At 51.0% G+C, this 12,938-nt stretch carries 14 protein-coding genes; 10 read left to right on the top strand and 4 right to left on the bottom strand.

Annotated features, from left to right (window positions below):
- Positions 1-75 precede the first annotated feature (75 nt).
- On the bottom strand, positions 76-942 hold the full coding sequence (locus ACHHZ6_RS17120; protein WP_182918895.1) for a LysR family transcriptional regulator: 867 nt from the start codon (positions 940-942) through the stop codon (positions 76-78).
- A gap of 101 nt (positions 943-1,043) precedes the next feature.
- Between ACHHZ6_RS17120 and ACHHZ6_RS17115 the strand changes: the two genes are divergently transcribed.
- Together ACHHZ6_RS17115 and ACHHZ6_RS17110 are read left to right on the top strand one after the other, a co-directional pair.
- Positions 1,044-1,505, top strand: coding sequence for a multidrug/biocide efflux PACE transporter (locus ACHHZ6_RS17115; RefSeq protein WP_020687112.1), 462 nt, complete (start codon positions 1,044-1,046; stop codon positions 1,503-1,505).
- A 119-nt stretch (positions 1,506-1,624) separates the two neighbouring features.
- Positions 1,625-2,854 (top strand): amino acid permease, encoded by a 1,230-nt coding sequence (locus tag ACHHZ6_RS17110; protein ID WP_182272526.1) that lies wholly within the window; start codon positions 1,625-1,627, stop codon positions 2,852-2,854.
- A gap of 36 nt (positions 2,855-2,890) precedes the next feature.
- On the opposite strand, the gene ACHHZ6_RS17105 is transcribed toward ACHHZ6_RS17110, so the two are convergent.
- Positions 2,891-3,163 carry a GNAT family N-acetyltransferase gene (locus ACHHZ6_RS17105; RefSeq protein WP_108367787.1) on the bottom strand — a complete coding sequence of 91 codons (273 nt, stop codon included), beginning with the start codon at positions 3,161-3,163 and terminating at the stop codon, positions 2,891-2,893.
- A gap of 10 nt (positions 3,164-3,173) precedes the next feature.
- A complete protein-coding gene (gene yjdI / locus ACHHZ6_RS17100; protein ID WP_182272527.1) occupies positions 3,174-3,404 on the bottom strand; it encodes a 4Fe-4S mono-cluster protein YjdI in 231 nt (76 codons plus the stop codon).
- Between the two features lie 179 nt (positions 3,405-3,583).
- Here yjdI and ACHHZ6_RS17095 point away from each other — a divergent pair, with 179 nt between their 5' ends.
- From ACHHZ6_RS17095 to ACHHZ6_RS17060, 8 genes are all read left to right on the top strand, one after another.
- Positions 3,584-5,221 carry an ATP-binding protein gene (locus ACHHZ6_RS17095; RefSeq protein ID WP_395122774.1) on the top strand — a complete coding sequence of 546 codons (1,638 nt, stop codon included), beginning with the start codon at positions 3,584-3,586 and terminating at the stop codon, positions 5,219-5,221.
- A 3-nt stretch (positions 5,222-5,224) separates the two neighbouring features.
- Positions 5,225-5,926: a response regulator gene (locus ACHHZ6_RS17090; RefSeq protein ID WP_182272529.1), complete on the top strand. Its 702-nt coding sequence runs from the start codon at positions 5,225-5,227 to the stop codon at positions 5,924-5,926.
- A 168-nt stretch (positions 5,927-6,094) separates the two neighbouring features.
- Complete coding sequence (locus ACHHZ6_RS17085; RefSeq protein WP_182272530.1) at positions 6,095-7,183, top strand: ABC transporter substrate-binding protein; 1,089 nt, start codon at positions 6,095-6,097, stop codon at positions 7,181-7,183.
- Positions 7,184-7,267: 84 nt separating this feature from the next.
- Entirely contained in the window at positions 7,268-9,037 is a 1,770-nt protein-coding gene (locus tag ACHHZ6_RS17080; protein WP_182272531.1) for an iron ABC transporter permease, read from the top strand.
- The gene (locus tag ACHHZ6_RS17075; protein WP_182272532.1) at positions 9,030-10,100 is read left to right on the top strand and encodes an ABC transporter ATP-binding protein; all 1,071 of its coding nucleotides are present in this window, start codon (positions 9,030-9,032) and stop codon (positions 10,098-10,100) included. The genes ACHHZ6_RS17080 and ACHHZ6_RS17075 overlap by 8 nt, the downstream gene beginning before the upstream one ends.
- Positions 10,101-10,259: 159 nt before the next feature.
- Positions 10,260-10,436 (top strand): hypothetical protein, encoded by a 177-nt coding sequence (locus ACHHZ6_RS17070; RefSeq protein WP_230857820.1) that lies wholly within the window; start codon positions 10,260-10,262, stop codon positions 10,434-10,436.
- Positions 10,426-10,827, top strand: a complete 402-nt coding sequence (locus tag ACHHZ6_RS17065; RefSeq protein ID WP_395122773.1) for a DUF6911 family protein — start codon at positions 10,426-10,428, stop codon at positions 10,825-10,827. Before ACHHZ6_RS17070 ends, ACHHZ6_RS17065 begins: the two co-directional genes overlap by 11 nt.
- Positions 10,828-11,545: 718 nt before the next feature.
- Positions 11,546-11,812 carry a hypothetical protein gene (locus ACHHZ6_RS17060; protein ID WP_061354404.1) on the top strand — a complete coding sequence of 89 codons (267 nt, stop codon included), beginning with the start codon at positions 11,546-11,548 and terminating at the stop codon, positions 11,810-11,812.
- 230 nt (positions 11,813-12,042) lie between these two features.
- Here the strand turns inward: ACHHZ6_RS17060 and ACHHZ6_RS17055 are convergent, their stop codons facing one another.
- Positions 12,043-12,462: a hypothetical protein gene (locus ACHHZ6_RS17055; RefSeq protein ID WP_063418243.1), complete on the bottom strand. Its 420-nt coding sequence runs from the start codon at positions 12,460-12,462 to the stop codon at positions 12,043-12,045.
- Between the last annotated feature and the right edge of the window lie 476 nt (positions 12,463-12,938).

Genomic DNA, 12,938 nt, shown 5'->3' with positions numbered 1-12,938 from the left:
ATGACATGACGATAGTAGAGTATTGTTATCGATAGTTGACGCAATTGTTTATAAAAAGTGAGTTTAGTCACAGGATTAGCGTGCATCCTGCAAATACTGGCGCAACCAGCTTCCGGCGACGCCTGGCGGGGATCGCTTGTTCCACAGCAGATCGATGGCAATGGTTCTCGGCCAGCCGGGAACATTCAGTTGCACCAGTGATTTCGCGGCGGCAAATTCATCCACCAGCGCACACGGCAACGCGCACCAGCCAAATCCTTGCACCGCCATACCCAGGAGTAACAGGTAATTCGGTGCTGACCAGACAGGTCCTCTCGCCAGTGAGGGTTCGCGCTCCAGGTAGGTATTCAGTCGCAGTTCACGCCAGCCGTGCAGCTCACCGGCCTGAGTTTCGTGTTGTTCTGCCAGGGGATGAGTGGCAGAGACATAAATGGCCATCCGGGTCTGCATTGCAAGCCGTGTGACCCCAATCCCGGGAGGGTAGCTGTCTCGTGCTTCCGTCAGCCCAATCTGCGCCCTCTCCTTCTGCAGCAGATCGATAACATCCTCTTCCTCGCCAATCAGGCATTCGAATTCCGTATGTGGAAAACGTCGATCGAACTGGTTCATGAGATCTTCCAGCACGTCCGGGTTGAGCGTATCGGAAAGCACAAACGTCAGGCGAGCCTCCGTTTGTGCCGTGAGCGACACCGCCAGCTCATCAAGCCGCGCACTGGCGGCAAGGATCGACTGTACATAGCCCAGCACCTGTTCACCCTGAGCGGTTAAGACTGGCTGGCGCGCCGAGCGGTCAAACAGCTCAAACCCCAGGTCAGCTTCCAGGTTCGCAATTGAGGTACTGATAGTGGACTGGCTTTTTCGCAGGCGGCGCGCGGCGGCGGAAAAAGAGCCAGCAGAAACCGTTTCGACAAACGCAATGAGGGCTTCGGGAGAATAGCGCATGATGTATCTATTTTATCGATGGATACTATCTTTTATATATCATCTTTAACGATAAAAATAGACCTCAACACCGCCCATACTGGCGAATTAATGAGGTCACTATGCAGCATCAGGATGCACTCCAACGTAAATTGCCAGAGCGGATCTTTCATGCCGTCTGTTTCGAAGGCATTGCCACGGCGATCCTTGCCCCAACGGCAGCGTGGTTAATGCAACGTTCCGTTGTCGAAATGGGAGGGTTGACCATTATTCTGGCAACCACGGCGATGCTCTGGAACATTATCTATAACTTCGGTTTTGACCGTTTCTGGCCAGTACAGCGGGTAAAACGTACGGCAAAAGTTCGCGCATTGCATGCGCTGGGGTTTGAGTGCGGGTTTATTGTGATCGGTGTGTCCATTGTTGCCGCCGTTCTGGGCGTCACGTTGCTTCAGGCATTCACACTGGAAATAGGTTTCTTCCTGTTCTTCCTGCCGTACACCATGTTCTATAACTGGGCCTACGACACCCTGCGCGAGAAATTTCTCAAGCGTCGCCAGCAACGACGCGCCCTCGCAGGCTAATCCCTCTCTGGCCGGACGCCCGCTCCGGCCAGACACCTTCGAAGCAACTGCGCTCTCAGCTCATAATTATGGTAAATTGCACTCCTTTGTGTTGGTTTTCTGGTTGATGCGTTGCTCTAATGTCTAAAATTTGGTCAAAAGAAGAGACTCTCTGGAGTTTCGCCCTCTATGGTACAGCCGTGGGCGCGGGAACGCTGTTCTTGCCCATTCAGCTTGGCTCCGCAGGCGCGATTGTCCTGCTTATCACTGCCCTTGTGGCCTACCCATTAACCTACTGGCCACACAGAGCGCTGGCACAATTTATCCTGTCGTCGAAAACAAAAGGGAATGAAGGGATCACCGGAGCCGTTTCCCATTACTACGGCAAGAAAATCGGCAATCTGATCACGACACTCTATTTCATCGCCTTCTTTGTGGTGGTGTTGATTTACGCCGTGGCAATAACCAACTCGCTAACCGAGCAACTGGCAAAACGGATGACGGTGGATACCCCCGTGCGGGTGCTGGTCAGCTTTGGCGTGGTGCTGGTTCTGAACCTGATCTTCCTGATGGGACGACATATCACGATAAAAGTGATGGGGTTCCTGGTATTTCCGCTGATCGCCTATTTCCTGTTTGTTTCGCTGTACCTGACGGGAAGCTGGCAACCCTCGCTGCTCACCAGCCAGATGGCGTTCAACCAACATACGCTGCATCAGGTATGGATTTCGATCCCGGTGATGGTTTTCGCTTTTAGCCATACCCCGATTATCTCGACGTTCGTCGTCGACCGTCGCGAGAAGTACGGCGAAGATGCCATCAGCAAATGCAAGAAAATCATGAAGGTGGCATACCTGATCATCTGTCTGAGCGTGCTGTTCTTTGTATTTAGCTGCCTGCTGTCTATTCCGCCGTCATACATCGTGGCAGCAAAAGAGGAAGGCGTGACGATCCTGTCGGCGCTGTCTATGATGCCCTCTTCTCCAGCCTGGCTGGGCATTTCCGGGGTGATTGTGGCGATTATTGCGATGTCAAAATCATTCCTCGGCACCTATTTTGGGGTGATTGAAGGGGCAACGGAGATAGTGAAATCGTCGCTACATCAGGTGGGTGTGAAGAAGAGCCGCGCCTTTAACCGCGCCGTGTCGATTCTTGGCGTATCGGTGATCACCTTTACGGTGTGTTGCATCAACCCGAATGCCATCTCAATGATTTACGCCATCAGCGGCCCGCTTATCGCCTTGATCCTGTTTATCATGCCGACGTTGTCGACATACCTGATCCCGTCCCTGAGACAGTATCGCTCCATCGGCAACCTGCTGACGCTGATCGTTGGCGTATTGTGCGTGTCGGTGATGTTTGTGGGTTAATCGTCATTGTGCCCGGCGTCATGCCGGGCGCGTGCTTTACGCACGAATATCGTCATATTCCCGGGTGTTATCAAACTCATGCTTAGCAAACGGGCACAGCGGGATGATTTTACGGTTCTCACCGCGCATTTTTTCCACCACTTTCGCCACCAGTTGCTTACCGACTCCCTGCCCCTTCAGGCTCGGGTCAACATCGGTATGTTCGATGATACTCAGGTGCTCACCGGTCGGTACGAAGACAATCTCCGCGACCTGATTTCCTTCTGCATCGTTCACATAAAACTTGTTATGGCCTTCCAGAATATTCATGGTTCCTCGCTTATTTTTGACGGTACTTCAGCGCACCACTCGGGCAGGTATCAATCACGCGGATGACGGTTGCCACATCCACTTCATCAGGCACAATCCACGGTTTACGCTTCAGGTTGAACAACGCCGCGCTGCCGCGTACGCAGTTTCCTGAATGTTTGCAGATCCCGGTATTAAAATAGACGTCGATTTTCTCCCCGGTATAGGCCCGGTATCCTGCTTCCAGTAAATCTTTATCCATAACATTGCCTCTGTCGTTATTATCGTGCTGAATGAAGCATAGCCTTACGGGATCCCGATGGCTATAACACCGAAAACGAAAAGCCAGCTCACAACTCTGCTTTTGCCCGATTACGCCTGACATGGCTGCATGTTAGGCTCCATAAACGTTGTCCTTTTCTATGGCTTTTGCAGGTTGTAATGAAACGCAGATTCTCTTTTCAGGTGAAGCTCTTTTTAGCGCTGGTGTGCTTTTCCTGCCTGCTATTGGCTTTGCTGGGAACCATCCTGTTTCATTTTATTGACCGGCAGTTGCACCACGATCTGGGTCAGCGCGCCCGCGTGCAGGCCAGTGAAATAGCGTTAATGCCAGGTCTTGCTGAAAAAGTCACAGCCAGAGATATACCCGGTATTGCCCGTTTAATTCAGCCGCTGCGTGCTGAAAGTGATGCCAGTTATATTGTCATTGGCGATACCCAGGAGCAGCATCTGTATCACTCAGAATCGCCGGAACGCCTGAATTTACCCATGATTGGTGGGGATAATGCCGAGGTATTAAAGGGAAAAACGATTATATCCGTGCGCCAGGGAGGCATTGGGGTTTCATTACGCAGCAAGGCCCCTATTTTTAATGCCCAACATCAGGTGATTGGAATTGTCTCGGTCGGTTATCTGACCTCGTATATTGCCAATATTAATGCCCATATTCTCTGGCAGTCCGGGTTATATGGTATTGGTCTTTTATTGTTACTGTTTATTTTCTCCTGGCTGTTCACCCGTAATCTTAAAAAGCAGATGTTCCGGCTTGAGCCGAAAGATATCGCCCAGCTGGTGTTGCAGCAAAAAGCGTTGCTTGAGGCTATGTATGAAGGGGTATTTGCGGTCAACAATGAAAAGCAGCTGATGTTAATTAACCGTGCTGCCAGAGAGCTGCTGGACATTCATCAAAGCGAGGAAGAGCTTATTGGCAAACCGCTGGAGGATGTTCTGCAAACGCCACCGGGCTTTTTATCTCAACGCTATGCCTCAGTAAGCCGCGGCAGCCACGACCAGGTTGCGGTATTTAACCAGCGTGAGGTGATCGTCAACCGCGTGGCGATTGAGGTGGAGCCGGGTGTCGAAAGTGGTTGGGTCTATAGCTTTCGCGACAAAAACGACATTAACACCCTCAGTAGTCAGCTAAGCCAGATCAAACGCTATGCGGATAACCTGCGCATCATGCGCCATGAACAGCTGAACTGGACGGCAACACTCGTCGGGTTGTTGCAGATGAAACATTATGACGAAGCGATCCGTTACATCCAGGTACAATCGGAAGGGGCACAAAGAGTGCTGGACTTCGTCTCTGCCCATTTCGCCTCCCCGACGTTGTGCGGGCTGCTGCTGGGAAAATACGTCAGCGCACGGGAAAAAGGCATTGAGCTGCTGTTTGACCCCGCCTGCCATCTCACCCGAATGCCCGGTACCCTCACCGAAACGGAACTGGTGTCCGTGATTGGCAACCTGCTGGATAACGCCGTGGATGCGACCCTGAAAGCCCCGGTTCCCGCCCCCGTCGAACTCTATATTTCCGACAGGAACCAGGAGTTGCTGATAGAGGTGGCCGATCGGGGTTGTGGAGTGGATGACGCCATGAAGCCCCATATCTTCAGGCAGGGATTCAGCAGTAAACCGGAAAGCAGTAACGAATTAGTGGGCGCAGAGCATGGTATCGGTCTGTTTCTGGTGGCAGGATATGTCGATAAGGCGGGCGGCAGTATAGAAATCACCGATAACACCCCGCAGGGCACCGTTTTCTCTGTGTTTATTCCCTACTCTCAACCCGTTCGGCAGGGCTAACGTATGACCACGACCCGACCACTAGATGTTGTGATTGTTGAGGATGAACCGCACCTTGCAGAACTGCATCGTGAGTATATCGAGCAGAATTTTCACCTGCGCGTGGTCGGCATAGCCACGTCGATTGAACAGGCGCATAGCCTGATCCGCCAACATCAGCCGCGGCTTATCCTGCTGGATAACTATCTCCCGGACGGTAAGGGCGTGGAGTTAATCGACCATCCGCTGCTGAAAAGTTTTGAATGCTCAGTCATTTTCATCACCGCCGCCAGCGACATGCAAACCTGTAGCCATGCCATGCGCAGCGGCGCGTTTGACTATCTGATTAAACCCGTCTTTTTCCAGCGCCTGCACGCCTCTCTGGAGCGGTTTATGCGCTTCATCCACACCGTGCAACAGGTTAAGGTTGTCGACCAGCATGCGCTGGATCGCCTGTTTAATCTGCCCGCCGCAGAGTCTTCCCTTGCCCCCTCCACCAAGGGAATTGAACCCAACACGCTGGAACGTATTAAGCGATTTTTCGCCGATAACCCCGAAAGCACGATGTCGGTGGAAGAGGTGGTGGAGAGCGTTGGGATCAGTAAAACCACGGGGCGTCGCTATCTGGAATATTGTGTGGAAAGCGGGTTTATCAGCATCGAGATGCTGTATGGCAACATTGGTCACCCCAGAAGGCTGTATCGTAAAGCCCCCGATAAGGCATAAACCGAAACCGTTCGCTGGCGAATGTTCGCGGATTTAATGGTGTTAATTGCCGAAACAACGCCGACAATCACACTTCAGAACCGGAACCCTCATCACCCTATTGTTTGCCCTAACCCATAAGCTATGTTGACCATTAGTTCCTCAAATGTAACTAAAAGGTTAATTATAATGTCGAACACTTTCCGAATTTCTCTGCTTACCGCTACTGTACTGATTTCAACCTCCGCAATGTCTGCTTTGCCGCAGGGCTACCCTGCTGAGTATCAAAAAGTCGTGGATGCCGCGACCAAAGAGGGCAAGGTGGTTATCTATTCCACCACCGATACCAAAGCCGCCGGGCCGCTGATCGAGGGCTTCGAAAAGACTTACCCCGGCATTAAAGTTGAATACAACGACATGAACAGCACCGAGCTGTACAACCGTTTTATCAGCGAACAGGCCTCCGGTGGCGGTAGCGGCGATGTGGTCTGGAGCTCATCAATGGATACCGGGCTGAAGCTCGCAACCGACTACGCGATGGAGTACAAATCTCCGGAACAAAGCCAGTTGCCAAAATGGGCGGTCTGGCATGATAAAGCTTATGGCACCACCTACGAGCCGGTCGTATTCATCTACAACAAACGGTTGATCCCGGCGGGTGACGTACCGGATTCCCATGCAGCCCTGGCGAAACTGATTGCCAGCCAGACGGACAAATTTAAGAGCAAAGTCACCACCTACGACATCGAAAAGTCGGGTCTGGGTTTCATGCTCTCCGTGCAGGATCACAAGGCCGATCCCAACTACTTCAAAACGCTGGCTGACGTCGCCAAAGGCGGCTTAGCGGTGCAGTCCTCCACCGGTACCATGATGGAGAGGGTCTCATCGGGCGAAAACCTGATTGGCTTTAACATTCTGGGCTCCTACGCTGAAGCCCGGGCGAAGAACGATCCGTCACTTGGGATCGCCTACCCGAAAGATTACACCCTGGTTCTGTCGCGCGTTTCCTTCATCAGCCAGCAGGCGCAGAACAGCAATGCCGCTAAGCTGTGGCTGGATTATGTCCTGTCAGAAAAAGGGCAAAGCATTCTGGCAAACCAGGCGGATATCCCGTCCATTCGTAACGATATCGAAGGTAAAAATGATATCGACGGTCTGACCAAAATTCTGGGCACTGCGCTGAAACCGATCCCGGTTGATGAAAGCCTGCTGGAATATCTGCAGCCGAAAAAACGTCTGGATTACATCAAACAGTGGCGTGCAGCCGCCGCCAAATAAGCATCTGAGCGCGGCGCATGTCGCCGCGCTCCTGTTCAACGACCTGAGTTCATTTTTCTGGGCTGCAACACCAGGGATATCCCCATGAATACATTACACAGAAAATGGCAAAGCCTGCCGCGCGGTATTGTCGTGTTGATAACCGCACTGGTTATCTACGTGCCTTTGTCGTTTATCGTGATACAGAGCTTTTTATCCGCCCCGTTCTTTTCTCCGGCAAAAGAGTGGAGCCTTGAGTCATTTGGCTTTATTTTCACCGACCCTGATTTTTATAAGGCACTGAAAAGTGGTTTTATTCTCGCCTTTGGCCTGGTCGTCATCGCCATCCCATTGGGCGGCGTGCTGGCCTTTCTGATGGTACGTACCGATTTACCTGGCCGTCGTCTGATTGAGCCGCTGATCCTGGTGCCGATTTTTGTTTCACCGATGGTGCTGGGGTTTGGCTATGTGGTGGCGGCAGGTCCGGTGGGTTTCTTATCCCTGTGGGCGCAAGCGCTGATTGGCTTTGTCCCGTGGAATATCTACGACATGTCGAGCATCGTGGTCATTGCGGGCCTGACGCATGTTCCACACGCCTATCTCTATATCTCTTCCGCGCTGCGCAGCGTAGGTTCCGATGTCGAAGAGGCCGCACGCACTGCGGGGGCATCACCTTTACAGGTGATGATGTCCGTCAGCTTACCGATGGTGCGCCCGTCGATTCTGTATGCCATCGTGCTGTTGTTCTTCCTTGGGCTGGAAGTCTTCGGCCTGATGCTGGTGCTCGGCGATCCGGAAGGCAACATGGTGCTGGCAACCTATTTGTACCAGCTCACCAACAAGCTCGGTACCCCGTCCTATCACCTGATGGCAGCGGTTGCCGTGGTGCTGATTTGTATCACTATTCCACTGGTTATGCTGCAGCGTCGTCTGATGCGTACCGCCAACCGCTTCGTGACCATGAAAGGGAAAGCGTCGCAGGCGCGTGCCTTACCGCTGGGTAAATGGCGCTGGGTGGCCGGCGCAGTGGTGGCCGCCTGGCTGACCGTGACTATCGGCGTCCCCCTGCTTGGCGTGGTGTTGCGCGCGTTTATCTCTAACTGGGGGGTGGGTGTTTCGCTGTGGGATGAGCTTTCACTCGATACCTTCCGCACCATCTGGGCACAACCGAACCTGTTACGCGCCATCGTCAACTCAATGTCTATCGGCGTGATTGGCGGCGCGCTGGCCGTGGCGTGCTACCTGTTTGTTGGCATCGCAATGCACCGCAAACCGGACAATACCACGCGCTTTCTTGATTACAGCGTACTGGTGCCGCGCGCGGTTCCAGGCCTGCTCGCGGGTCTGGCTTTCCTGTGGGTCTTCCTGTTCCTGCCGATGTGGCTGGATAACTCGCTGAAATCAGGCTGGCTTTCCGGGTTCGTCTGGTCTGACTGGATGCGCGAAAACCTGATCGTCTGGCTGCGCTCATTACGCAGCACCATTTTCAGCGTCTGGCTGGCCTACACCGTGGTGTGGATGGCATACGGACTGAGGCTTATCTCCTCCACGCTGTTACAGGTAGGGCCAGAGCTTGAAGAGGCCGCCCGCAGTACAGGAGCAACGCGCGGGCAAATTACGCGCCACGTGACCATTCCGCTGTCCCGCTACGGTCTTATCGGTTCCTGGCTACTGATGTTCCTGATCTTTGAACGCGAATACTCAACGGGCGTGTACCTGCTTTCTCCCGGTACGGAAACCATTGGTTCAATGCTGGTTTCACTGTGGGCAGCTGGTGCCATTGATATCGTGGCAGCGCTCTCCTTTATTAATATCCTGCTGGTCGTGGTAGGTCTGGGCATTGCCCTTCGTTTCGGAGTCAAATTACATGATTGAATTAGCGGTCGACAACCTGCACTTAACCTACGGCGACAACCCGGTGCTGAAAGGCGTTTCCATGAACCTGAAGCGCGGTGAAGTGGTCTCTCTGCTGGGGCCATCGGGCAGCGGGAAAACCACCCTGCTGCGCGCGGTGGCAGGGCTGGAAAAGCCGACTCAGGGATCAATTGTGATTGGCAAAAACAAAGTTTACGACGGCACGCCGCGCAGCGAAATTCCGGCGGAAGAGCGTAATCTGGGGCTGGTATTTCAGTCCTACGCGCTGTGGCCGCACAAAACCGTTTTTGAGAACGTGGCCTATCCGTTAAAACTGCGTAAAGTCGCAACCAAAGAGATCAACCAGCGGGTACAGGATGTGCTGGATCAACTTGGGTTAGGTCATCTTGGTAAACGTCACCCACACCAGCTTTCCGGTGGACAACAGCAGCGCGTGGCAATTGGCCGGGCCCTGGTTTACAACCCACCGGTGATCCTGCTGGATGAACCACTCTCTAACCTCGACGCCAAGCTGCGTGAAGAGGCCCGCGTGTTCCTGCGGGAGTTAATTATCAAGCTGGGCTTATCCGCACTGATGGTGACGCACGACCAGAATGAAGCGATGTCCATTTCCGACCGCATTCTGCTGCTCAACAACGGCAAGATTGAGCAGCAAGGCACACCGCAGGAGATGTACGGTTCGCCAAAGACCCTGTTTACGGCAGAATTTATGGGCAGCAATAACCGCCTGCACGGCAAAGTGACAGAGGTGCGCGATGGCAAAGCACGCATTGAGGGAAAAGACTGGGTATTGTGGGGGCAGGCCGGTGAAGGCGTGCAAAACGGTCAGGAGGCCACCGCGGTGATCCGCGTCGAGCGCGTCGAGGTGGTGGACGGCCCGGGTGAAAATCAGCTTGAACTGCCGCTGCTCACCAGCATGTATCTGGGTGACCGCTGGGAATACTTGTTCCGCACGGCAGGCGATGACTTTGTGATCCGCGCCTATGGCCACGACGTTCGCGACCCGCAGCATTGTCATTTATCACTGCCAGCAAAACACGTCTGGATTTTCCCGAAGAACTGAATGGGTTCCCCAAAAAAGGCTGCGTAATGCAGCCTTTTTTATAGCGCTATTACCGGGATACTTACACATCGACCAGTTGTGTTGCCTGATGCTACCGCTCATGCTGAAGTTGGTACTATCCAACAAGCCTACGAGCAGGGTATGACAACGGGTCGTAGCATGGAAATGAAAGTATCTGGTAAGCCAGTTTGCGGTTACTGTCTCAGCGATATAAAAAGTATGGCTGAAAAATCTGGCTTGAAATCGCTTACTATTTTTGAAGAGAAAAGCGGAGATACTTTGTATTGGGAAAAAGGGATGAAAAAACTCACCAGGAAAGAAACTTATGAAAGATGAGTTTGAAGTCGATTTCTATCTGTACGCCAGAAACTCTTTTTCACGGGTTCGTGGCCCCAAGTGGAATGATGTAGAAGAATTCCTGATGAAATTGAGGGGGGATACAGGTGGTGTAAGACTCCGCATTGTCCCCGAACCTGATATTGGGCCGATGAATTTAGAAGTATCTACAGATGATGGCTTCTATCTCTTGACGTTACTAGAGTGCTCGGAATCTGATTTAACGGTTCGTTCCTATTGGGATAAATCGAAATCTGGTATGGAGAAAAAAATACAGATTTATGGGGATTACTGGCCTGAGCGACAACTGACAAAAGATTTTGATCTTGTTGTCAGGGTCTTTAAAGAGTTCTTCGATATTGGCAACGTATCAACGGAACTTCTTAATTGATGTATAAATCCCAGACTACAGCATCACTTGTGGTGCTGTAGTTGTTGAGAATAATACGTTTGCGGTGCCTGTTCCCGGTGTTCCGGTAACGGCAATAAAATCGTGGCAGATGTCGGTCACGAGCACGTAGCGATATTTGGTGAAGAAAAGCGCTTTTCACCGAGGGCCTAGGCTGACGGTCTAACAGATCACCAACTGTTATGGGTACATCATTAGTTCCATCCTCACGCACACATATATGTTGCACGCTACTATCAAAACCCCTAGCAACATTAATTATTCTTATAAAGATTGCGCGACATCATGTTGCGCAATTCTGACCTCCCGTTGAAGAAATCAGCACTCGATCAAATTTTGATTTTTTTTTCTTAATCATTGACATGTCTTCCAAGCCTTATGCTGTGCAGGGTTTTGCATTTTTACCCTTTCGCAACCTCAATTTAACGTCAGAATCAACCCTTGTGCAGAAAAGAATCATCACTAGAATATCGACTATGTGGGGCCGCTATTGATTGACTACCCCCACATGTAGTGCCGTGCCTGAATTTTAGGCATAAAAAAACCGGATTCATTTGCATGAACCCGGCTTACAAAGCATGACCAATACGAGTCGCCAAACTCGTATGAATCTTAGCCTTACCTTCATTTTTCACGGCTTGATTGTGCCAGGCAAAGAGGATCATGTAAACCTTAAAATGACGCTCATAAGGAGCAATGCATGACTATTTGTAAACAATCACACCGCTACAACACTCTTTTCATCAGCTTACCTCACGATCAAGGTGGTGAAGGTCGCCATAAATGTTGCGGCTGCGCTTACGATCAGGGCTACCGTGCAGGCTTGGCTCGCACAGGACAAGTTTGGGTAGACTTAGCCGCCTTACCTGATAGCCAGGCGGGAACCGTTCGCCACAAAAGTCCTCAGGCAGCGTTTGCTGATGGTTATCGTGATGGTGTGCGTGAATCCTACCGTCACGCTGGTTAATGTAGACTGAAGGGGCTTCATTGCCCCTTCCTTTCCAAGGGATAAACCGCCCCAATTTTTTGTAAGTTTGACTTTTTCGGATTTAGAGCAATCCCGACGAACAAGAGTTAAAGGGCGGGAAGAGGTTTTGCACTTACCAAAACAGCATTTATTTGTTTACGTTGGTGGTTCACTCGCAATCCTGCCCTTTTTCGAAAACGTTCGATACTGAAGAGAACGAGAGATAATATTCAAGCAGAGTTTGGATAGATACTAGTGCGGCAATTGTTACAATACCAACTTGCAGAATATTGGCCAACCGCACGAGCATAGACCATATGTGTCTGAACCTTGTCTACTTCATAACATTTTGGACAAAAAGCAGTTTCATCACCTTCTTTCCAATAAAGACCATCATTGAAAGTGTAAGAGTGTTTATCTTTAAGCTGCTCTTCAAGTTTCTTGTTCTTCTGTTCAGCATCGAACAGAAGCATTTGAGTAGTGACCACTTCCATTTTAGCGCTAGCAAGTTCAGTCATGAGGCTTGCAAGCTCAAGTTTGAGAGTCGCCTTATCAAGCTCACCACCGTCATCGGCAAGCTTTTTGGCAATTCCTACAGCTTTGTCAATGATCCCAACAGCGGCGGCTGTGCTAGCTAACATTCCAGACATTACTATCCCCTCAGACTCTTATTAACATCATATATTGGTTTATTTCTGTAATCTTTTGGAGTGCATTATATTTCTAGCTTCCCAATAATCACTTAGTTTGAAGCGCGTATGATGTATCAAAGTAAGGATATTGTTCAGGGAATCAATGCTAAACTGAATATATTCTTGGTTAATTCCTTCTTTGGTAATTTTAACACCCAAGTAAGTATATCCTTCAAGGTCCGTATTATTCCAATCTGCATGTACAGTGAGATTCCGTAACCGACCACATTCCTTAAGATCCTTTATGAGTGAGTCATACTCACTATAAGAATCTTGTAAGGCGAGATGTAAAAGGTCAGAGTACTTTTTGGGAAGGTGCGAATAAGCAGGTCATTTCTTCCCAAGCTGACTCGCTGATTAAAATTTCGCGGATCTGGGCCGATTTTTTTCCCGCAAACACATCGAATCAGCCTATTTAGGCTATTTTTTCCACC

The sequence above is a fragment of the Enterobacter cloacae complex sp. 2024EL-00214 genome, from assembly GCF_043945575.1.
Classification (GTDB): Bacteria; Pseudomonadota; Gammaproteobacteria; order Enterobacterales; family Enterobacteriaceae; genus Enterobacter; species Enterobacter cloacae_P.
This window is presented reverse-complemented; position numbering and strand designations above follow the sequence as displayed.

What these genes read in the sequence shown, in the direction of transcription:
- ACHHZ6_RS17115 (WP_020687112.1), top strand. Translation starts at nt 1,044, where the DNA reads ATGCAGCATCAGGATGCACTCCAACGTAAATTGCCAGAGCGGATCTTT.
- ACHHZ6_RS17090 (WP_182272529.1), top strand. Translation starts at nt 5,225, where the DNA reads ATGACCACGACCCGACCACTAGATGTTGTGATTGTTGAGGATGAACCG.
- ACHHZ6_RS17065 (WP_395122773.1), top strand. Translation starts at nt 10,426, where the DNA reads ATGAAAGATGAGTTTGAAGTCGATTTCTATCTGTACGCCAGAAACTCT.
- ACHHZ6_RS17060 (WP_061354404.1), top strand. Translation starts at nt 11,546, where the DNA reads ATGACTATTTGTAAACAATCACACCGCTACAACACTCTTTTCATCAGC.
- ACHHZ6_RS17080 (WP_182272531.1), top strand. Translation starts at nt 7,268, where the DNA reads ATGAATACATTACACAGAAAATGGCAAAGCCTGCCGCGCGGTATTGTC.
- yjdI (WP_182272527.1), bottom strand. Translation starts at nt 3,404, where the DNA reads ATGGATAAAGATTTACTGGAAGCAGGATACCGGGCCTATACCGGGGAG.
- ACHHZ6_RS17085 (WP_182272530.1), top strand. Translation starts at nt 6,095, where the DNA reads ATGTCGAACACTTTCCGAATTTCTCTGCTTACCGCTACTGTACTGATT.
- ACHHZ6_RS17070 (WP_230857820.1), top strand. Translation starts at nt 10,260, where the DNA reads ATGGAAATGAAAGTATCTGGTAAGCCAGTTTGCGGTTACTGTCTCAGC.
- ACHHZ6_RS17120 (WP_182918895.1), bottom strand. Translation starts at nt 942, where the DNA reads ATGCGCTATTCTCCCGAAGCCCTCATTGCGTTTGTCGAAACGGTTTCT.
- ACHHZ6_RS17075 (WP_182272532.1), top strand. Translation starts at nt 9,030, where the DNA reads ATGATTGAATTAGCGGTCGACAACCTGCACTTAACCTACGGCGACAAC.
- ACHHZ6_RS17105 (WP_108367787.1), bottom strand. Translation starts at nt 3,163, where the DNA reads ATGAATATTCTGGAAGGCCATAACAAGTTTTATGTGAACGATGCAGAA.
- ACHHZ6_RS17055 (WP_063418243.1), bottom strand. Translation starts at nt 12,462, where the DNA reads ATGTCTGGAATGTTAGCTAGCACAGCCGCCGCTGTTGGGATCATTGAC.
- ACHHZ6_RS17095 (WP_395122774.1), top strand. Translation starts at nt 3,584, where the DNA reads ATGAAACGCAGATTCTCTTTTCAGGTGAAGCTCTTTTTAGCGCTGGTG.
- ACHHZ6_RS17110 (WP_182272526.1), top strand. Translation starts at nt 1,625, where the DNA reads ATGTCTAAAATTTGGTCAAAAGAAGAGACTCTCTGGAGTTTCGCCCTC.